A 19,976-nucleotide genomic window follows, 5' to 3' on the forward strand; every position below is an offset into this window, starting at 1 on the left:
GCCACGAGCGCCTAGCGCTCGCGACCCCCGGGATTCGAACCCACACGGGTTCGAGGAAAATTAGAATGGTGCGCCATATAGGGTTCGAACCTACGGCCTTCTGCTCCGGAGGCAGACGCTCTAATCCACTGAGCTAATGGCGCGCAACGGCAAGCATTATACCCAAGGCAGCACATGGCGGTGCCCGGAATAGAGAATCTTTAAGATTCGCCGCCCTTCACCGCCCTTCGTCACGCGCATGAGCCCCAAGGCCGCCGAGGTTAGCGGACAGCACGAGATTTGTCGCCCATGTAACCATTTGGTTCACCGCGCACGCCCTCGAATCGCACGCGGTCAAGTCAGGTACACTCAAATGTAAACTTCCATATACTCTGCCGGCACCTCCGGCTGCTTGAAACCGAAAGGACCAGCACGTGATTGCAATCCTGCGCAAAAACGCCTCGGAAGACGCCGTAACCCGTATCGTCTCCTGGATCGAGGGCAAGGGTCTCACGGCGCACGTAAGCCGCGGCCAAAACGAGACCATCATCGGGCTCGTGGGCGACACCACCAAGATCGACCCGTTTCTGCTCGAGTCCATGGACGTCGTTCAACGCGTTCAACGCGTGTCGGAACCCTTCAAAAAGGCAAACCGCAAATTTCACCCTACCGACACGGTCGTGAACTGCGGTGGTGCCATGGTCGGCGGAGGCAACTTCCAGGTCATCGCCGGTCCGTGCTCCGTCGAAGGGCCGAACCTCATTCGTATCGCCCGCCGTTGCAAGGCCGCAGGTGCCACCATGCTCCGCGGCGGCGCGTATAAGCCCCGCACCTCCCCGTACGCGTACCAGGGCATGGGAGAGCACGGACTTGATCTTTTGCTCGAGGCCAAGGCGGAAACGGGCATGCCCATCGTGACCGAGGTCATGGACGTGCGCGACGTCGAGCTGTTCGTCGATCGCGGTATCGATGTCATGCAGATCGGCGCCCGCAACGCGCAGAACTTCAGCCTGCTCAAGGAAGTAGGTCGAACCACTACGCCCGTCTTGCTTAAACGCGGTATTGCCGGCACTATTGACGAATTGCTCATGGCGGCCGAGTACATCATGAGCGAGGGCAATGACAATGTCATGCTTTGCGAACGCGGAATTCGCACGTTCGAGACACGGACGCGCAACACCTTCGACCTTAACGCCGTGCCCGCGCTGCACGAACTCACGCATCTGCCCGTGGTGGCAGATCCCAGCCACGCCACCGGCTACACCCGCTACGTGGAGCCCATGGCGCTCGCTGCGACCGCGGCGGGAGCGGACGCGCTCGAAATCGAGGTGCACGATGATCCTGCCAATGCATGGTCAGACGGAGCGCAGGCCCTCACCCCCGATCAATTCGACCGTGCCATGGAGCGCATCCACGCCGTGCGCTCAGTCGTGGCCGACATGGCTCGCGAGGAGGCGTAGGCTCCCCATGAACCAAACCGAACTGAACGTTGACGAAGACGTACGTGACACCGTCGCGAATCCGACCATAGGCATTGTGGGCCTCGGCCTCATCGGCGGCAGCTTCGCCCGAGCCTATGCTGCGGCGGGCTGGCCCGTCCGCGCATGGGACGTGGACGCCGACACGCTCGCCATCGCGCGTATCGATGTCCTCGCCGGATTCCTCCGCACCCACGACGACCTAGCGGCGTGCGACTTGATCATCCTCGCGGCATACCCCGACGCCTGCCTGGATTGGCTGCGCAGCCACGCTGAGGAGCTCGGCGAACTTGCACGCTGTGGCAAGGCCCCTATGGTTATCGACGCCGCTGGTGTAAAGGGCCATGTATGCTCCGAGGCGTTCGACATCGCCGCCAAGCACGGTTTTTCGTTTTGTGGCGCGCATCCCATGGCGGGAACCGAGTTCTCCGGATTCGCCTATGCGCATGCCGACCTGTTCAACGGTGCGCCCGTGGTGCTCACACCACCCGAGCTGAGCGACATCGATCGGCTCGACATGCTCGACCGCATCCACGACCTGCTCGCTCCCTGCGGATTCGGGAGGTTCTCCGTAACCACGCCGGCCGCGCACGACCGGGTGATCGCCTTCACGAGCCAGCTCGCCCATGTGGTGAGCAACGCCTACGTCAAGAGCCCCACGGCGCAGGAGCACCACGGGTTCTCGGCCGGCAGCTACCGGGATCTCACGCGCGTGGCGCACCTCAATCCGCATATGTGGTCCGAGCTCATGATTGAGGATGCCGATAGCCTCGCGTATGAGATCGCGACGCTCCAGCGTAACCTCGAAGACGTGCGTCGCGCGCTCGTCGATCGCGACCGATATGCACTCGAGGCCCTGCTCGCCGATGGTGACCGCATCAAACGCGCGCTCGACGACGAAGGGGAGCGGATGTAACCCGCCCCGCTTCCGGCTTTCATCCACCGGCCCCAAGCCCCTGAGGGCCCGGGCCCCGGCACGTAAGGAGAACAACATGGCGATTCCCGCCTACACGCTCGATATCGACACTCCTCAACCCTACCAAGTGCATGTGGGTACCTTCCTGCTCGAGCAAGTTGGGCAGATCACGCGCTCCGTGGTGGAGGCCGCCGAGCGCGCACTCGTCATCACCGACTCCAACGTGGGCCCCCTCTACGCCGCTCCCGTGATCGACGGCCTCGAGGCGGCGGGATTCGCCACCTCTCTCGAGACCTTCGAGGCAGGCGAAGAGCACAAGCGCATGGAGACGCTGTCGACGCTGCTCGAACGGGCGGCTGAGGAACAGCTCTCACGGCGTGACGTCATCATCGCCCTCGGCGGCGGCGTTGTGGGCGACATGGCGGGCTTCGCCGCAGCTACCTACATGCGCGGTATCGCGTTCGTGCAGGTACCCACTACGTTGCTCGCCATGGTCGACTCGTCCGTGGGCGGCAAGACCGCCATTGACCTTGCACACGGCAAGAACCTCGCCGGCGCGTTCTGGCAGCCGCGCGCCGTCATCGCCGACGTGGGATGCCTGGGCACGCTCTGCGATGGCCAGTTTGCCGACGGATGCGGCGAGGTGATCAAGCACGCCATGATCGCCGATGCCGAGCTCTTCGAGGAGCTTGAACTCACCCCGCTCACGCCCGCATTGCTCAAACAAGACTTGTCGCGCGTGGCCTGGCTCATCGCCCGCAACATCGACATCAAGCGTGCCGTAGTCGTGGAAGATGAGCGCGAGAGCGGTTTGCGCAAACTGCTGAACTTTGGTCATAGCATCGGCCACGGTGTCGAGGCCGCCGAGCAGTACCGCATGGGCCACGGAACCTGCGTGGGCATCGGCATGGTCGCCATCGCCAGCGCAAGTGTGACCGCGGAGATTTGCCCCGAAGACGTCCCCGAGCGCCTGGCTTCCCTCCTGGTACGCCATGGGCTCTCACTTGCGTTCGACGCTAGCGCCGACGAGGTGTATGCGGAGGCACTCCACGACAAGAAGCGCGCCGGCTCCTCGATTGACCTTGTGGTGCCACGCGGCGTCGGTGCCGCGTCCCTGGCGCCCACGCCCCTCGATGAGTTCCGCCGCATCCTCGAGGTGGGGCTCGCCTGCACGCATGCGCTCAAGAAACAGCTCGATGAAGAGCCTCCCGCCCGGGAACGGGAGACGGAGCTCAACACCGCGAACGCCGATCACATCGACGCCCGCTCATACGACCCGCAATCTCAAAACTAAGGAGGATGGATGCTCGCCCGAATCAACCCCAAACCGCTCTCCGGCACCGTCCCCGCCATCGCCTCGAAGTCGATGGCGCACCGGATCATCATCGCCGCCGCCCTCGCCAACGGCGTCACGCGCGTTGCCTGCGACACCACGTGCGCGGACATCGACGCGACCATTCGGTGCCTCACCGCGCTCGGCGCCCGCATCACCCTCATCGAGGGAGGCTACGAGATCCACCCCATGCCCAAGAGCCTCGAACACGGGCTGTTGCGCGCACTCGCCGGCGGCACGCTCGATTGCGGCGAATCCGGCTCCACCCTGCGCTTCATGTTGCCCGTGGCCTGCGCGCTGGGAGCCGACGCCACGTTCGTGGGCGCAGGACGCCTGGGACAGCGCCCGTTGGCTCCGCTCTCCGACGAGCTCATGGCGGCAGGCTGCACCCTTGAAGGCATGGGGGGCTTCCCCCTACGCGAGACGGGTCGCATGCGCCCGGGTCGCTTCGAGTTACCCGGCAACGTGAGCTCCCAGTACATCTCGGGTCTGCTGCTCGCCGCACCCCTTCTTGACGGTGACACCCAGGTCGCCGTAACCGGTACGCTCGAGAGCCGTCCCTACGTCGACCTCACCATCGATGTCCTCTCTTCCTTTGGCGTCAACGTGAGCATCGAAGAGGGCGCCACGCCCGGCGGCCTTCCCCTCACGGTATTCAGCGTGGCACGCCAGGGCTACCGTACGCCCGGCGTCATCGCGGTCGAGGGAGATTGGTCGAACGCCGCATTCTGGCTGTGCGCGGGCGCGCTTGGCAAGCATTCCGTCACGGTGCGCGGCGTCTCGTCCAACTCCATCCAGGGCGATCGCGCCATTAACGCCGCCCTCATGCTCTTTGGGGCAAAGGGCCAGCGCAACGCGCGGACGGCGACCATCCGTCCGGACCGTCTGCGCGGCATCGAGCTCGACGCGCACGACATTCCCGACCTCGTCCCTGTTCTCTCGGCGGTAGCCGCCTGCGCCGAGGGCACCACGCGCCTCACCGGCTGCGCCCGCCTGGTACTCAAAGAGTCCAATCGCCTCGTCACCACCGCTGAGGAGCTCTGCAAGCTGGGCGCGGACGTTCGCGTAGAGGGAGATGGCCTGGTCATCGAGGGCAGGGAGCGCCTCGCGGGCGGACGCGTGAACAGTCATAACGACCATCGCATCGCCATGATGGCCGCCATCGCCGCCGTGCGCTGCGACGGCCCCGTCGAAATTGAGGACGCCGAGGCCGTGAACAAGAGCTATCCCGCGTTCTTCGACCACTACCGCCTGCTCGGCGGCGACGTCGAGCTCTTCGACGAGTAACGTTTGGTGCAATTGGAGACGTACCCCAATTGCACCAAAACGCGCTATTTCTAGGAGGTGCCCATGGCTTCCGTCTACGGCAACATATTGAAGCTGTCCATCTTCGGGCAATCCCACTCCCCCGCCATCGGCTGCGCACTCGACGGCATACCAGCTGGTATCGAGGTTGACTTTGAGCGACTGCAGGAGTTCCTGAACAGGCGCGCCCCTGGTCGCGATGAGACCTCGACCATGCGTCGCGAGTCGGACGCACCCGAATTCATCGCCGGCATCACGAACGGCTTTACGAACGGGGCACCCATCGCGGCGATCATCCGCAATGGCAACACGCGCAGCCAGGACTACGACGAGCTACGCCGCAAGCCCCGCCCTGGCCATGCCGATTGGCCCGCCCAGGTCAAATACGGCGGGTTCCAGGACGTCGCTGGCGGAGGCCACTTCTCGGGGCGCCTGACCGCGCCGCTGTGCATCGCTGGCGGGATCGCACTGCAAGCGCTCGAGGCACGCGGGGTGCGCATAGCCGCGCACATCGCGAGCCTGGGGCCCGAGGCGATTCAGGACACTCCGCTCGATCCTATGAAGCCCAACGAGGTACAGCTCGCCGCCATCCTCGCCAATCCCCTTCCCTGCGTAAGCGCGGCCGCCGCGACAAACATGCGCGCCTGCATCATGGAGGCGAAAAACGACCTCGACAGCGTGGGCGGCGTGATCGAATGTGTGGCGTACGGCGTTCCCGCGGGGCTCGGTGACCCCATGCTCGACGGCGTGGAGAACCGCATCGCGCGTATCGTGTTTGGCATCCCCGCCGTCAAGGGGGTCGAGTTCGGCGTCGGCTTTGGAGCCGCCGAACTACGCGGCAGCGAGAACAACGATGCGTATCGGGTGGAGGACGGGCGCGTTTGCCCGCAGTCCAATAGCGCGGGGGGCATCCTCGGCGGCATCACCACCGGCCTGCCCGTGGTGTGGCGCATGGCCCTCAAGCCCACGCCGTCCATCGGGCGACACCAACCCAGCGTCGACCTCGACCGTATGGAGAATGCCGACCTTGTGGTGCGCGGGCGCCACGATCCTTGCATCGTCCCGCGCGCCGTCCCGGTGGCTGAGGCCGCCTGCGCCCTTGCCCTGTTCGACGCGCTCCTCGAGGCCGAAGGCACGTCTGCATTCACACACCAAGCACCTCGAGCTGAATAACGCTGGTGTTACATACCATTGGGCGTGCCACCTGCAACGCGCCCTTTGGCACGCCCAATGACACCCCGCAACCCCCGATTGCCAAAGGAAACACATGGATCTCGCCGAAGTTCGCACACAGATAGACGCCATCGACGCGCAAATGCTCGACCTGTTCTGCCAGCGCATGGCTCTCGCCCGCGATGTCGCGCAAAGCAAGATCCAGACGGGCAAGGCCGTCTTCGACCCCGCGCGCGAGCGCGCCAAACTCGCCCATATAGCCGCACAGGCGCCCGAAGGCCTCGAAAACCAGGCCGTCGCCCTATTCTCCCTGCTCATGAGCATGAACAAGGCCGCACAGTTGAACATCATGCATGCCTCGCGACCAGACGCGGTCTCAAAACGAGTCCGCGCATCCTTCCTGCCGCTCGAGAGCGCATTTCCCTCTCGCGTCTCCGTGTGCTGTCAAGGGGTCGAAGGGGCCTACAGCCAAATCGCCGCCAGCAGGCTGTTCTCGATTCCCGACATCAGCTTCTCCCCCACCTTCGACGGAGTGTTTCGCGCCGTTGTCTCGGGTGCATGCGAATTCGGCGTGCTGCCCATCGAGAACTCCACAGCGGGCTCCGTCAACGCCGTGTACGATTTGCTTGGCTCCTACGGATGTTCGATCGTGCGGGCGCTGCGGCTGAAAATCGACCACAACCTGCTCGCCCTCCCCGGCGTTGAGCGCGATGAGATCAAAGAGGTCATCTCCCACAATCAGGCACTTAACCAATGCGCTGGCTACCTCGAGAACCTCGGTGTGCGGACCACCGTATGCGAGAACACCGCCCGCGCTGCCGAGTTCGTCGCCTCTTCGGGCAGGCGCGACCTTGCCGCACTTTCGTCGTTGCCATGCGCCGAGCTGTACGGCCTGAACGCCATTGAGCGCAACGTCCAAGACTCCGATGCCAACTACACCAGGTTCGTCGTCATCGCGCGGGAGCCCGCCGTGTACCCAGGTGCCAACAAGACGTCCATCCAGCTCACGCTCAAAAGCGAACCTGGCGCCCTGTATCGCGTGCTGGAACGCATCTACGCCCTGAATATCGACCTCGTGAAACTTGAGAGCCGCCCCGTCCCCGGAAGTGACTTCGAGTTCACGTTCTACTTCGACCTCGCATGCCCCGCTACGAGCCCTGAATTCAGTGCACTGCTCGACGGCCTCGACGACGTCTGTAGCAGTTTCCACTATTTCGGCAGTTATCTCGAAGTACTCTGATCCCGCCGCGTGCCAAGGGGGGTGTCCCCGTTTGACACGCTCGACTCATAATCAACCACGTGCGTCCACGAAGGAGCAGCCATGAATGTCATCAAACGACCGTACGGCGTTTTGGGCCGCGTACTCGGACACAGCTACACCCCTGTCATATACCGCGAGCTCGCTGGACTTGACTACCGTAAATTCGAGCGCGAGCCCGATCAGCTGGAAGTGTTCGTACGCTCCGATGTGTGGGAGGGCTTCAACGTCACCATTCCCTACAAGAAAGAGCTCGTCTCCTATATGGATGAGCTTTCGGACATTGCGCGGCGCATGGGTAACATCAATACGGTAACGCGCCTCGCGGACGGGCGTCTTCGCGGCGACAACACCGATTACTACGGATTCAAGGTGCTCGTAGAGTCCCTCGGCCTCGATCTGGCTGGCAAAAAAGCCGTGGTGTTCGGCGGATCGGGCGGAGCCGGCTCCACCGCGATGATGGTCCTTGCCGACTTGAAGATGAACCCCGTGTCCATCGATCGCACGGGCGAGAACAGTTATGCGAATCTGGACCTCCATTCCGATGCCGCCCTCGCCGTCAACTGCACGCCCGTGGGCATGTTCCCCACATGCCCCGCCGCGCCCTGCTCCCTCGACGTGTTTCCAAAGCTTGAGGGTCTCGTCGACATCGTGTACAACCCCGCACGCACGGCCCTCATGATGGAGGCCGAACGCAGGGGAATCCCGTACGCCGGAGGACTTCTCATGCTGGTTGCCCAGGCAGCGCAGGCAGTCGAGCGCTACACGGGCGAGGTCATCGACATGGAGAGGACAGTCGACGTGACGCGCCGACTCTCCGCTACCGAGCAGAACATCTCCCTCATTGGCATGCCGGGATGCGGCAAGACACGCGTAGGCGAGCATCTCGCGAAGCTGCTCAAGCGCGAGCACGTCGACATCGACCAAGCCCTCGCCAATGAGCTCGGCATGAGCTGTGCTGAATTTATCGAGCGCAAGGGAGAAACAGCCTTCCGCATCCGTGAGACCGAGGTACTTGCTCGCATTGCCGGGCAGTCCGGACTCGTCATCTCCTGTGGCGGTGGCATTGTCACGCGTGATGAGAACTACCCTCTGCTTCATCAGAACAGCCTTATTGTCATGCTTGACCGTCCGCTCGAAGAACTTGCGACCAAGGGACGTCCCCTCACCGCCAAACACGGCATCGAGGAGCTCGCCCAGCAGCGCATGCCCATATACCGCGCATGGGCCGATCTCACCGTTAGTTCTACCGACTGCGCCGCAAACACCGCCGCTGCACTCATGTCCGCCCTCCCACGGATGCTCTAGCATGCGGCATGAACGCTGCTTCGCCGTACCATTGGGGTCATGCCCCTTTTGGCACGCATCCGCAAGCAGCGTGTGCCAAAAGGGCACGTCCCCAATGGCACGTTCCGCCATCCGTCCAAGAAGGGAATGTACCCATGAAGGCACTCGTGATCAATGGACCGAACCTCAACATGCTCGGCATCCGCGAACCTGGCATCTATGGGTCGGACAACCACGAAACGCTCGTGCAGATATGCCAGGACGCGGCCGATGAGCTTGGTTTTAACGGAATCGAAGTATTCCAGTCCAACCATGAGGGGGCAATCGTTGACCGTATCCAAGAGGCATACGGAAGCATCGACGGCATCGTCATCAATCCCGCTGCATACACGCACACGAGCGTAGCGATCCTCGACGCCCTCAAAGCAGTCGCCATCCCCTCGGTTGAGGTTCACATCTCCGCCGTTGAGGAGCGTGAGGACTTTCGGCAAGTATCCTATGCCGGAATGGCGTGCTTCGCGCGCGTCACAGGTGAAGGCCTTTCCGGCTATGCGCACGCTCTTGAGATCCTGGCCAGTCATCTGAAGGAAAAACAGGCCAGTATCTAAGCCCCGAATTCATTTTGGGACCAAGGAGAGATGTTGCTTCGATTGTTTCACTTACAAAAATCGACAATGTGTACCATTTCGACACGGTTCAGAGAGAGAAGGCCGGATAGATCCATTCAAGTCGTACGACTTTCCCATCGACGGAGTCAAAACGACCCTTCAATTTGCGGTTTTCTCTAACAGATGTTCATTATTTTCTTCCAACTTTGGAGCAATCAAGAACAAAAAGCGAACCATGGAACCCCGCAAGGTACACATAGTCGATTTTTGTAAGCACAGGCGTGACGAATCGCAAATTTTGATCCGTTCTTGTTGAGGCATTGCGCGAAACCTGAAGAGAGTCCCTGCTTATTCAGTTACGGCCGTCTACATACTGAACCACACCACACACAATATGGGCCCGGGGGTTTATCCCCGGGCCCATAGTCGCACTATGCAAATTCGACGAAATCGAACGAGTCGCTACTCAGCCTCGTGGTGACGACGCGGGGCACGGCCACCGTTGTCACCGGGACGACGCGGACGGTCGCCACGCTCGCGACGGGCGGGACGGTCGAATCCACGAGCACCGGTGTCGCGGGCACCGCGGCCCGGACGGTCACCGCGCTCGCGGCGCTCGGCGCGGCCTTCGCCCTCACCGCGGCCGGATCCAGCCGGGGCCTCGGGCTTCTCAAGGCGATCCAGGGAGATCTTGCCGCGGTCGTCGATCTCGATAACCTTGACCTTGACCTCGTCTCCGACGTTCAGGACGTCCTCGACCTTCTCAACACGGCCCTGGGCAACCCGGGAGATGTGCAGCAAGCCATCCTTACCGGGCAGCAGGTTCACGAAGGCGCCGAAAGGCTGGATGGAGACAACGCGACCCGTGTACTCCTCGCCCACCTCGGGAACCTTGACGATGAGCTCGATGCGCTCGATGGCAGCGGCAACAGACTCGCCAACGCCACCGACGTACACGGTACCATCCTCGTGGATGTCGATAGAAGCGCCGGTCTCATCCTGAATGCCGCGGATGGTCTCGCCACCCTTGCCGATGACGTCGCGGATGTTGTCGGTGGGGATCGTGATGGTCTGGATCTTAGGCGCAGAAGAACGGGTATCCTCGCGCGGGCAGGGCACAACCTCGAGCATCTTGTCGAGGATGTAGGCGCGGCCCTCTTTGGCCTGCTCGAGGGCGGTACGCAGGATATCGAACGTCAGGCCGGTGGCCTTATTGTCCATCTGCAGCGCGGTGATGCCCTTCTCAGTGCCGGTGACCTTGAAGTCCATGTCGCCCAGGAAGTCCTCGAGGCCCTGGATATCGGACAGGACGACGGTCTTGCCCTCCTCCTGGATGAGGCCCATGGCAATACCGGAGACGGGGCGCTTGATCGGCACGCCGCCGTCCATGAGGGCCAGGCAGCTGCCGCAGGTGGAAGCCATCGAAGAGGAGCCGTTGGACTCCATGACCTCGGACACCACGCGGATGGCGTAGGGGAACTCGTTCTCATCGGGCAGGACCGGGATCAGGGCTCGCTCGGCCAGGTTGCCGTGGCCGATCTCGCGGCGCTTAGGCGTGCCCATGCGGCCGGTCTCGCCGGTGCAGTAGGGCGGGAAGTTGTAGTGGTGCATGTAGCGCTTGCCATCGACGGGCTCGATGGTGTCGAGGCGCTGACCCTCGTTGAGCATGCCGAGCGAGAGTACGGAGAGCACCTGGGTCTGGCCGCGCTGGAACAGGCCGGAACCGTGAACCAGGGGCAGATAGTCGCCCTTGACCATGATGGGGCGGATCTCGGCGGCGGTGCGGCCGTCGACGCGCTCACCGGTCTCGACGACCATGCGGCGCATGGCGGTCTTCTCGAGTTTCTTGAGGTTCACCGGAATCTCGCGCTCCCAAGCGACCTGCTCCTCCTCGGTGAACTCGGCCTTGATGGCCTCCTTGAGCTCGGCGACCTTATCCTGACGGGCGAGCTTGTCGGCATCGCGCAGGGCGGCGGCCATCTCGTCGTAGTGGGCGAAGATGCGGTCGTGGACCTCCTCGACCGGCTGGTCCAGCGGGTACTCGCGCTTCACAATCGCCCCGTTAACCTGCTCCCACTCGGCCACGAACTCGAGCTGGGCGTCGCAGAAGGCGCCGATGGCCTCCTGGCCAAACTGCATGGCGGCGAGCATGTCCTCCTCGGAGACCTCCTCGGCCCCGGCCTCGACCATGGAGATGAAGTCGCGGGTGCCCGCGAGCTCGAGGTCGAGGTCGGAGTTCTCGCGCTCCTCATAAGTGGGGTTGACGATGAACTCGCCGGTCTCCTTGTCGCGGCCGATGCGCACGCAAGCCAGCGGGCCCTCGAACGACACACCGCCGAGCGTCATGGCAAGCGAGGCGCCCATGACGCAGATCACGTCGACGGGGTTCTTCTGGTCGGCCACGAGGGAGGTGGCGACGACCTGGACCTCGTTGCGGAAGCCGTCCGGGAAGGACGGGCGGATCGGGCGGTCGATCATGCGGGCGGTGAGGGTGGCCTTCTCGGAGGGACGTCCCTCGCGCTTGAGGTAGCCGCCCGGGATGCGACCGGCTGCGTACATCTTCTCGTTGAAGTCGACGGTCAACGGGAAGAAGTCGTAGTTCTTGCGCTCCTTGGAGACGACGACCGTGGTGAGCACGGTGGAGTCGCCCTGCTTGACCAGCGCGGCGCCGGTGGCCTGCTTGGCGAGCTCGCCGGCCTCAAGCACGTACGTCTTGCCGAACAGGTCGAAGGTCTTGCTTACGAGTGTCATTCTTACTCCTATCCCCACGCGCCCCTTGCGCGCGGGCTTCTCAGGGTCGGCGGGACCCTCCCGCCGACCGGTTGCGGGGCGGGCGCAGTAGGCCCTCTCCCCTTTTGGACGGCGCATCGGCGCCGGCCCGGACCCCTATCGCCGGGATAGTAGCCCAACATGAAAAGGGGCGCCCAGCGGACGCCCCTGCATGCACGACTTACTGGATGTTGTCGCGGATACCAAGCTCGGCGATGAGCTCACGGTACTCGTTGATGTCGTTCTTCTTGATGTAGGAGAGAAGACGACGACGCTTACCGACGAGCATGAGCAGGCCGCGGCGGGTGTGGAAGTCCTTCTGGTGGGACTTCATGTGCTCGGTCAGCTCCTTGATGCGCTCGGACAGGATGGCGACCTGAACCTTGGAGTTGCCGGTGTCCTGGGCGTTCTTGCCGAACTTGGCGGTGAGCTCCGCCTTGCGCTCCTTGGAAATCGTCATGATTTCACCTTTCTTGTAACGGCCGCGGGATGCGCTCCCCATGGCCTCGATTCGCCCTCAACTGGGAAGCCGCCGGTGGAGCGGATATCCAAGTGGAGGGTACCAACAGGTCGGTATGTTACCACAGACCAGCAGCACAACGCCGCAATCGCACAACTTGCCCATGTTATGGACGGGTTAAGCGTCAAACCGCTCCAACAATGCGTCCAAGAAGGCATTGCCGTCGACATATCCTCCGGAATCGAACTCGGCCTCCGAACGACCCAGGCGGTTCATGAGGCGCTCATGGGGAGCCTCACGTTCGACATCAGAGCGGGAATTAGACGGAAGGCACTGCATCACATCGCAGATGGCGTCCCAGCGGCGCTGGGTAAGCTCGGAGTCGAAATGCGGGCTCAGGCCGAAGGGCTCGCGCAGGAGTGCCTCCAGGTATCCCCTATCCCCCAGGGCCGTGCGGGACGCGGGCAACTCGAGCTCGAAGGCCAGGCAGACGGCGCCCACGAGGCCGTCGAGCGACCCGGGGCGCTCATCGCGCGCAAGGCACCGGCGCTCGCCGAACGCTCCGAACGCCGTGTCGGAGATCTCCCCGCGCGAGAACTCGGCGGGATCGATACCCAACACCGCCCCGCAGCTCGATTGGTTGAACACACGCAGGATATCCACCTTGTCGGCGTCCCGCGTGATGGTGCAAAAGAGGCGCTCGCGAGCGCCCAGGTCCGATGGGAGCCTAAAGTCGCTGTGCAGGGCGACGGCGCGCTCGATGATGTGCGCCCATTCCGGATCGCGAGTGAAGCTTCCCATCTCGTCCTTGAGCACCTGGATCCCAAGCGCCGCATGGCTGCATGAGTCCGCGTCGCTGAACGTCCCCCATTGGCACAGCTGCTCGAACCGACCGATGTCGTGCAGCAGGCCGCACAACCATGCGAGGTCGACGTCGGCCGGGGGCAGGCCCTCCCCTCGCGCGATCTCGGCGCACAGCTTGGCAACCTCATAGGTGTGCTCGACCTTGAGCGCGATACGTTCATCCGAAACGTCGTAACGAGCGACATAAGTATTGAATGCATCTAAGCACGATTCACGCATAACATCCCCAAAACAAATAGCCGCCGGTAACGACGATGTGGTCGAGCGCGCCCAGGCCGCCGTTGACCATCGTGCCCTCGAATCGCCGAATAGCGTCCATTGCAATCTCCACTACCGCCAAATCCTTTTCTTGGTCGAATCAGATTCCAGGACGGAGGCCGCGCTTTTTCAAAGCGCTCTTGCACCACTATTCGCTACGCGATCCGTTTCGTTAGCTCGCCAGCATCTTCTAGGTATCTCCAAGCGGTCTGCAGCCACAGTATCGACAGGAGACCTACGCAAACGCCTTTCGATCGAGCTGCTTTTTAAACGACTGAGTGAAATTCCGGCGATTGCCGAAAAACCGCTCATGGGTCCTCGATTGCCTGCCAGCATCATAGTCCTCGGAAACGCGCAGAACCGTGCATACGTAGTCCGCCACTTGGAGAAGCCTGCGGGCATTAGGATCGGCGTGCCGATAGTCCGCGACGTTCTTAGCGAGCACAAAATCCAACGCATCATGCAGCGCCGCGCTCACAGCGCCCTGACCATTGTCGTAATACACGGCGATGGCATCGAAGGCCTGGAAATACGACAGGCTATCGAAGATGAGCAGAGCGAGGTCCCGCCTCAACCTCGCCTCGAGCTCGTTTCTGTTATGGACGGTCGCGCCGTCGTACCGCAGCGCGAAAAACGAGATCGGAAGCTCTCGAACAAAGCGGGATAATTGGGTCAGCAGGCGCTTCCTATCACCAGGTGAGACATTGGCATACCCCTCGTTGCCGTGAAGGAGGTCCTTGCCGTGAAAAGGTACGTCGGGCAGGCCCGCCTCCGACAAGCGAGCCCTGTATCGAGCAATGGCGTCCTCGATGTCGGCGCTATGGTCGTGAAGGACGACGGCGACGAGGTAGCGCCCCTCAGATAGGTCCTGGTTGCCGGTCTCGTCGATGTGCAGATTTAAACGTTCGGCCATGGACCCCCTGTGTAAAGAAAATGGCGAGGTACGAACCTCGCCAATCTGACACCTACGGAACTAACGCTCCTTCGGTGGCTTTATGGTCTCACATCCAAGGTCGCATAGCAAGACCGCCTCAGATACGAATCGGCATAAAGACGTTGCCTGTTCTCCCACTCTGCACTGCAACCCTGCATCTTTCGAATCTTAAAACTGACCGACTTTATTGGCCTAATTATCCGCATCTCCATGGAGCCGTCGGATCACGTCGGAAAAGTTGGCGTAAGCGAGGTCGATAAAGGGACGGCCGCCGTGGAGTCGCGGGCTAACTGCGCCTCGGCGAGGAAGCCCGATCCTGCGCACCTCCACTTGCCATGCCTTTATCCGCAGGGCTGTCGCAATCAATATGGCAACGATCAGCGTACCATTCGTCTGAGACAATTACCTTATGGAGCATTTGAAGGTGGAGTTCGACATAGTGGCAGAATGCTTTGCCGCACCCCACAAGAGACGCATTGTTCCTCTCGATGGGAACCGCTCCAAAATTAAACTCGACTTCACATCCCTCCCCAGGCACACCCATACCCGGCAGGATATCAGTTGAGAAGTGGACGAATCCAGATGTTGCCTTGTACACGTCTTCCACCTCTGGATCGAACTCACTTAGCAAGTATTGAAGTCTTCCGTCGGTCATATTTTTACCAGAGCGATCTTTAAGTCTGTTCACGGGCACTCCACGAAACACCTGCTTGAGAAAATCCACTTGGTCTTTCGCGACGAATAGCGCTAGCGTCCGAAGGCAAACGCCAACCTGTGCCCTGAGGAGTTGTGCGACGCAAACGAAATTCCTCGTCTTAAGCATTGGGATGAACCCGTCTATCAGTCTCATCACATACTCAGAACTGGAAGCAAGGTATAGATCCCATTGGGTAAAAACGCAGCCCATGAATGGGATCACCGCATCTCTCTCTTCGACTCTCAAACTCCTCAGAGCTATTTCTATATTCTCAGCTTCCTGTTTGAACTGTTCACTGTTCAAGACATTCCTCCAAACACGAATTCCCTCAAATCCGGTATAGGCGAGGATTCGAAAGCCGAGATCTCGTCCAACAAATATGCGCATCCAGTCGATGTGTCCGCGCTCGAAACCAATCCGACTGTTTCAGAATGATGGCACAAGTAAAAACGATGAAGATTCGGCAACATCCCAGAATTAATATCAACCATGAGAGAGCTGTTTGAAGGGCAACAATAGCAGTGGGCACCTTACAACAACGCCACGCCAGCGAGGGAGCGACCCCGCTACGGAAAAGTCACCCTCGCTCTGCTTGGATCGAGTAAAACGATACCGCCTGCGACAACGTTGCATTACTTTCCCAAAACGACCCATAATGAAGCACACCAACGGCAACAATTCCAAATGCGAAATATACCGCTGAGTTACCTTTTTAACACCCCTTTAACAACCCAATGCCACATAACCCGCAAATGGCACCTCCACCGTCTGAGCGGCAGGAACGCCACTTATCGACTCGTTAAGACTGACCGGTACGCGATGTAAGCAATGGGGTTATGAACGTTATTGAGCGGCACAGGAAGTACGGGCGGTCAACTCGATGGACGCGGGCGGTCGCAACGCTTCCTGTTATTCGGATGGGCCCAACGAGCCCCGCCGATCATCGCCGAACATGTCGTCGACTGGAAGGAGGCCCGTTGTTTTTAGCGTACGACTTGCATTGTGCAACACCCCTCCTCTCCCTCGAAAGGACATGCCATGCTGTGGAAACGAACTTGCCTCCGTGCCGTAAGCTCGGAGGCAATCATTGCTGTTTCTATCGTAACCTTTGCATCAGGAGATGCCAACACCGTCATCAACGACGTGCTCGTTCCCGTCATTGCTTACACCGCAGCAGCCCTGCTGCTTGCAAAATGCGGGGCTAAGATTGTCAGACATTTCGTCGACATTTTCGATGGCCTGACCGATCTTATCCGCGCTGCAGTGAGGACGCTGAGGACCTGGAGGCACCGCATGGATACTGCGTGTCCAGAGCCCGATGAGGCCCCCTCCCTCAATATGAGCCCCCGCCATGACAAGACCGACCCTACCGAGAGGCCCAAGCCCAAGCCTTCGTCAGTGCGAAGCATGAGGAAAAGACCCCACCCTCATCGCAAGAACAGGAAGCGCCCCCGCAGCAGTAAGAAGCAAACGCGCTAGGCTTCCAGTGCGCAACACGCTCAAATAGCGCAACGCATCCCGCTGAGGCCGGTTCCGCAAGCCGCAGAGCGGAACCGGCCTCGAGCCCATAGATCACAAGCGGAAAATAGGATATCTTGTGCTCTTTCTGCTCGATTCTCAGTGACCACGATGCTCAAAAAGCAGCGACCATTCGGACCAGTTCTCAGTGAACATCAACAACACCGATACGAAACCGGCGAATCGACCTGCACCGATGACGCGAGACACCCGGCTAGGCTGCATACCCCCCATGAACGGAGTGTGCTTGAGAGTCATCTTGGCAAGCGATACCGGGGCGACCGCCGCGCAGTAGTCAAGAACGAATATGCTAGCAAATGCTCCGATCGCCAAGACAACCGAGATCCAAAACTTAGTCTTGTGCGTGAGCTTGCTTCAATCCCCTCCTCCAAATGCGAAATATTATTGACCGGAGAGTCTCCCGTCCACCATGCGAAGCTTGACGATGGGTACCAAAAGCAAGAATAAACGTTAGCGCTCCAAGCCGCCGCGCTCGTCGGCGGCCGCCCAGAACTCGCCGGCGAAGCGGGGGTCGGACGCGGCCATGAAGGCGTTGGTGGCGATCCAGCCGGAGGGGGTGCCGGTGTCGTAGCCGGACAGAGGGTCGATGACGACGGCGTACATGGCCTCGCGGTCCAGGCTGCACGCCATGGCGTCGGTCAGCTGGATCTCGCCGCCCTTGCCGGGCTGCTGGTTGGCGAGGAGCTCCATCACGAGCGGGGAGAGCAGGTAGCGGCCCACGATGTAGAGGTTCGAGGGCGCCGCCTCGGGGCTCGGCTTCTCCACCAGGCCGCCGATGCGCCACACGGAGCCGGGCTCGGTCTCCCCCGCTCCCTCACAGCCCTCGAGCGTGCCCACGAAGCCGCCGGCGATGACGCCGTAGCGGTCCACCTGCTCGGGCGCGCAGCCGGACTCACCTCCCCTACTGCCCCTGCGCTTTGTACCTCGCCTCGGTGGCCTCCTTGGCCGGGCGCCACCAGGCCTCGTTGTCTCGGTACCAGGCGATCGTCTGCGCCAGGCCGGCGGCAAAGTCGGTGTGGGAGGGCTCCCAGCCCAGCTCGCGGCGGAGCTTCGTCGAGTCGATGGCGTAGCGCCGGTCGTGGCCGGGGCGGTCCCGCACCCAGTCGAAGTCGTCGGCGTCCCGGCCGAAGGCCTTGAGGATCTCGCGGAGCACCGTGAGGTTGTCGCGCTCGCCGTCGGCGCCGATCAGGTAGGTCTCGCCCACGCGGCCCTTCGTCAGGATGGTCCACACGGCCGAGCTGTGGTCCTCTGTGTGGATCCAGTCGCGGACGTTGCGGCCGTCTCCGTAGAGCCTGGGGCGCACGCCGTCGATGAGGTTGGTCACCTGGCGCGGGATGAACTTCTCCACGTGCTGGTAGGGCCCGTAGTTGTTGGAGCAGTTGGAGATGGTGGCGCGCAGGCCGAACGTCCTCACCCAGGCGCGCACGAGCATGTCGGAGGCTGCCTTGGTGGAGCTGTACGGGCTTGAAGGCCTGTACGGGGTCTCCTCGGTGAAGCGCGCGGGGTCGTCCAGCGCCAGGTCGCCGTAGACCTCGTCGGTGGAGACGTGGTGGTAGCGGACGCCGTGCCTGCGGCACGCCTCGATGAGGGTGTAGGTGCCCTCGACGTTGGTGCGCAAAAACGGGCTTGGGTCGGCGATGGAGTTGTCGTTGTGGGACTCGGCGGCGTAGTGCACCACGGCGTCGGTCTCCGACACGAGACGGTCGACCAGCGCGGCGTCGCAGATGTCGCCCACGACGAGCTCAACGCGGCTCGAGGGCAGGCCCGCGATGTTCTCGGGGTTGCCGGCGTAGGTGAGCTTGTCCAGCACGGTCACGCGCACGCCGGGGTGCTCGCGGACGACGTGGTGGACAAAGTTGCTCCCGATGAAGCCGCACCCGCCGGTGACGACGATGTTCTCGGGCTCGAAGGTGTTGGCCATGGGATCCTCCCGGTCCGCGCTCGTACTATCGATATGATTATCACCCCGGTCCGCAGCATAATCACAGGACGCCCCGTATCTTCGTGACCCGCAGGCAGGCTGGCGCATGCAAAATCATCCCTCATATCGACATGAAGGGGCTCGGCGCCGTCTCATAAGACAGCCAATCCCGTCCCGGGGCAAACGTCCTAATGCGCATCGATTCTCTGCTGCATTTTGGAAAGCATCTCGGGAAATCCCAGATCATCCAGCAAGTGGGCCCCCGCAGCGTTTACCTCTAAATAATTCCTTACAAAATCCGTTACATCGCGCGAGAAGCCATAGAACTCTTCTTCCGTAAGAAAGCGTTCGAGCATCCGGATCATCTTGCTACAGGTCCAGCCGCACCATGTCGTCGAAGTCCACGTCCGAGCGGCCGCCCACCTGCCAGGGGCCGGTGAGGCCCGGCTTCACGGCCAGGCGCTGCATGGCCCACTCGTCGTACTGCGCGACCTCGCGCGGCAGCGGCGGGCGCGGGCCCACCACGGACATCCCTTTTGTCAAGACGAAAAAACAGGATTACCTGCAGAAATGCTCCGACTGGATAGTTGAATTATCTGCCTTCTGGAGTTTTGACCTCCAGGCTTTTACAGCTCATGCCGACCGTCATTGGCGATGAACCGGCTCCGAAAAGCTGCCTCTGACTCGGATAGCAAATCGTCCCATTGGGGCATTTCCCAATGGGACGATTCTTTGCAAACAGCTTGCAGCTACACAAACCCTAACCAGATCAAGCCAAATGGTGCCGCTCAACCAGGGGGTCCTAGCGCTTCGTCATAAATTACTTCACCTCGGAAAGGATGCCGGCCGTCACCTTTCCAACAGGAAGCTCCAGCCAATTGTCCTTCGCCCTGGAAAGCTGGTGGACGCAACGCCTGTCCGAGAAGACCTTTTCAAGACGAGCGCACACGTCAGCCCAACCCTCTTCGTGCATCGATCCGGCGCCGAAGCGCAGCAGAGCCCGCATCTTCTCGGCAACCATCTGCTCTTCGCTGTTTGGAACGCCCTTGACCGACTCTTTGAAACGTTGGAAGCCCGTATGGCCACCCGCATGCCTGCTCTGTAGAAATATATTGCTGGTCCGCATTTCCGCGGAGCAGGCAGATATTCAGCCGAAAAGGAAGCAACGCAAAAGAAAGCCAACGCGCAGCCAAGCCC

The 19,976-nt window shown here is 61.5% G+C and carries 17 protein-coding genes, 1 tRNA gene and 1 pseudogene; 8 read left to right on the top strand and 11 right to left on the bottom strand.

Annotated features, from left to right (window positions below):
- Window positions 1-66: 66 nt before the first annotated feature.
- Window positions 67-143 (bottom strand) — tRNA-Arg (locus tag DWV48_RS05960).
- Between the two features lie 270 nt (window positions 144-413).
- Between DWV48_RS05960 and aroF the strand changes: the two genes are divergently transcribed.
- From aroF to aroQ, 8 genes are all read left to right on the top strand, one after another.
- On the top strand, window positions 414-1,439 hold the full coding sequence (gene aroF, locus DWV48_RS05965) for a 3-deoxy-7-phosphoheptulonate synthase (RefSeq protein ID WP_118653907.1): 1,026 nt from the start codon (window positions 414-416) through the stop codon (window positions 1,437-1,439).
- 7 nt (window positions 1,440-1,446) lie between these two features.
- The gene (locus DWV48_RS05970; RefSeq protein ID WP_118653908.1) at window positions 1,447-2,373 is read left to right on the top strand and encodes a prephenate dehydrogenase/arogenate dehydrogenase family protein; all 927 of its coding nucleotides are present in this window, start codon (window positions 1,447-1,449) and stop codon (window positions 2,371-2,373) included.
- A 76-nt stretch (window positions 2,374-2,449) separates the two neighbouring features.
- Window positions 2,450-3,667 carry a 3-dehydroquinate synthase gene (gene aroB / locus DWV48_RS05975; protein ID WP_199588909.1) on the top strand — a complete coding sequence of 406 codons (1,218 nt, stop codon included), beginning with the start codon at window positions 2,450-2,452 and terminating at the stop codon, window positions 3,665-3,667.
- Window positions 3,668-3,676: 9 nt separating this feature from the next.
- Complete coding sequence (gene aroA, locus DWV48_RS05980; protein ID WP_118653909.1) at window positions 3,677-4,993, top strand: 3-phosphoshikimate 1-carboxyvinyltransferase; 1,317 nt, start codon at window positions 3,677-3,679, stop codon at window positions 4,991-4,993.
- Between the two features lie 63 nt (window positions 4,994-5,056).
- Window positions 5,057-6,184 (top strand): chorismate synthase, encoded by a 1,128-nt coding sequence (aroC, locus tag DWV48_RS05985; protein ID WP_118653910.1) that lies wholly within the window; start codon window positions 5,057-5,059, stop codon window positions 6,182-6,184.
- A gap of 94 nt (window positions 6,185-6,278) precedes the next feature.
- A complete protein-coding gene (locus DWV48_RS05990; protein ID WP_118653911.1) occupies window positions 6,279-7,424 on the top strand; it encodes a bifunctional chorismate mutase/prephenate dehydratase in 1,146 nt (381 codons plus the stop codon).
- 81 nt (window positions 7,425-7,505) lie between these two features.
- Window positions 7,506-8,750 (top strand): shikimate kinase, encoded by a 1,245-nt coding sequence (locus DWV48_RS05995; RefSeq protein WP_118653912.1) that lies wholly within the window; start codon window positions 7,506-7,508, stop codon window positions 8,748-8,750.
- Window positions 8,751-8,884: 134 nt separating this feature from the next.
- A complete protein-coding gene (gene aroQ, locus DWV48_RS06000; RefSeq protein WP_118653913.1) occupies window positions 8,885-9,337 on the top strand; it encodes a type II 3-dehydroquinate dehydratase in 453 nt (150 codons plus the stop codon).
- A 462-nt stretch (window positions 9,338-9,799) separates the two neighbouring features.
- Here aroQ and DWV48_RS06005 read toward each other — a convergent pair whose 3' ends face one another.
- The 10 genes and pseudogenes from DWV48_RS06005 to DWV48_RS06050 form a co-directional block, all read right to left on the bottom strand.
- Window positions 9,800-12,088: a polyribonucleotide nucleotidyltransferase gene (locus DWV48_RS06005; RefSeq protein WP_118653914.1), complete on the bottom strand. Its 2,289-nt coding sequence runs from the start codon at window positions 12,086-12,088 to the stop codon at window positions 9,800-9,802.
- Between the two features lie 199 nt (window positions 12,089-12,287).
- Window positions 12,288-12,566, bottom strand: a complete 279-nt coding sequence (gene rpsO, locus DWV48_RS06010) for a 30S ribosomal protein S15 (RefSeq protein ID WP_118653915.1) — start codon at window positions 12,564-12,566, stop codon at window positions 12,288-12,290.
- Window positions 12,567-12,743: 177 nt separating this feature from the next.
- Entirely contained in the window at window positions 12,744-13,649 is a 906-nt protein-coding gene (locus DWV48_RS06015; RefSeq protein ID WP_118653916.1) for an HD domain-containing protein, read from the bottom strand.
- 274 nt (window positions 13,650-13,923) lie between these two features.
- Window positions 13,924-14,601, bottom strand: a complete 678-nt coding sequence (locus tag DWV48_RS06020) for a DUF3800 domain-containing protein (RefSeq protein WP_118653917.1) — start codon at window positions 14,599-14,601, stop codon at window positions 13,924-13,926.
- 307 nt (window positions 14,602-14,908) lie between these two features.
- Window positions 14,909-15,622, bottom strand: a complete 714-nt coding sequence (locus DWV48_RS06025; protein ID WP_118653918.1) for a hypothetical protein — start codon at window positions 15,620-15,622, stop codon at window positions 14,909-14,911.
- Window positions 15,623-17,308: 1,686 nt separating this feature from the next.
- Window positions 17,309-17,743, bottom strand: a pseudogene (locus DWV48_RS06035) (sugar phosphate nucleotidyltransferase); the annotation flags it as partial.
- Window positions 17,744-17,759: 16 nt separating this feature from the next.
- On the bottom strand, window positions 17,760-18,779 hold the full coding sequence (rfbB, locus tag DWV48_RS06040; RefSeq protein ID WP_118653920.1) for a dTDP-glucose 4,6-dehydratase: 1,020 nt from the start codon (window positions 18,777-18,779) through the stop codon (window positions 17,760-17,762).
- 188 nt (window positions 18,780-18,967) lie between these two features.
- The gene (locus tag DWV48_RS09195; protein WP_233546194.1) at window positions 18,968-19,144 is read right to left on the bottom strand and encodes a hypothetical protein; all 177 of its coding nucleotides are present in this window, start codon (window positions 19,142-19,144) and stop codon (window positions 18,968-18,970) included.
- A 4-nt stretch (window positions 19,145-19,148) separates the two neighbouring features.
- Window positions 19,149-19,322 carry a sugar transferase gene (locus DWV48_RS06045; protein ID WP_304650849.1) on the bottom strand — a complete coding sequence of 58 codons (174 nt, stop codon included), beginning with the start codon at window positions 19,320-19,322 and terminating at the stop codon, window positions 19,149-19,151.
- A gap of 277 nt (window positions 19,323-19,599) precedes the next feature.
- On the bottom strand, window positions 19,600-19,800 hold the full coding sequence (locus DWV48_RS06050) for a hypothetical protein (protein WP_118653922.1): 201 nt from the start codon (window positions 19,798-19,800) through the stop codon (window positions 19,600-19,602).
- Between the last annotated feature and the right edge of the window lie 176 nt (window positions 19,801-19,976).

It is taken from the genome of Collinsella sp. AF08-23, from assembly GCF_003479805.1.
Lineage (GTDB): Bacteria > Actinomycetota > Coriobacteriia > Coriobacteriales > Coriobacteriaceae > Collinsella.

Coding starts and splice junctions, on each gene's coding strand:
- DWV48_RS05970 (WP_118653908.1), top strand. CDS start 1,447: ATGAACCAAACCGAACTGAACGTTGACGAAGACGTACGTGACACCGTC.
- aroB (WP_199588909.1), top strand. CDS start 2,450: ATGGCGATTCCCGCCTACACGCTCGATATCGACACTCCTCAACCCTAC.
- aroA (WP_118653909.1), top strand. CDS start 3,677: ATGCTCGCCCGAATCAACCCCAAACCGCTCTCCGGCACCGTCCCCGCC.
- aroC (WP_118653910.1), top strand. CDS start 5,057: ATGGCTTCCGTCTACGGCAACATATTGAAGCTGTCCATCTTCGGGCAA.
- DWV48_RS05990 (WP_118653911.1), top strand. CDS start 6,279: ATGGATCTCGCCGAAGTTCGCACACAGATAGACGCCATCGACGCGCAA.
- DWV48_RS05995 (WP_118653912.1), top strand. CDS start 7,506: ATGAATGTCATCAAACGACCGTACGGCGTTTTGGGCCGCGTACTCGGA.
- aroQ (WP_118653913.1), top strand. CDS start 8,885: ATGAAGGCACTCGTGATCAATGGACCGAACCTCAACATGCTCGGCATC.
- DWV48_RS06005 (WP_118653914.1), bottom strand. CDS start 12,088: ATGACACTCGTAAGCAAGACCTTCGACCTGTTCGGCAAGACGTACGTG.
- rpsO (WP_118653915.1), bottom strand. CDS start 12,566: ATGACGATTTCCAAGGAGCGCAAGGCGGAGCTCACCGCCAAGTTCGGC.
- DWV48_RS06015 (WP_118653916.1), bottom strand. CDS start 13,649: ATGCGTGAATCGTGCTTAGATGCATTCAATACTTATGTCGCTCGTTAC.
- DWV48_RS06020 (WP_118653917.1), bottom strand. CDS start 14,601: ATGGCCGAACGTTTAAATCTGCACATCGACGAGACCGGCAACCAGGAC.
- rfbB (WP_118653920.1), bottom strand. CDS start 18,779: ATGGCCAACACCTTCGAGCCCGAGAACATCGTCGTCACCGGCGGGTGC.
- DWV48_RS09195 (WP_233546194.1), bottom strand. CDS start 19,144: ATGATCCGGATGCTCGAACGCTTTCTTACGGAAGAAGAGTTCTATGGC.
- DWV48_RS06050 (WP_118653922.1), bottom strand. CDS start 19,800: ATGGTTGCCGAGAAGATGCGGGCTCTGCTGCGCTTCGGCGCCGGATCG.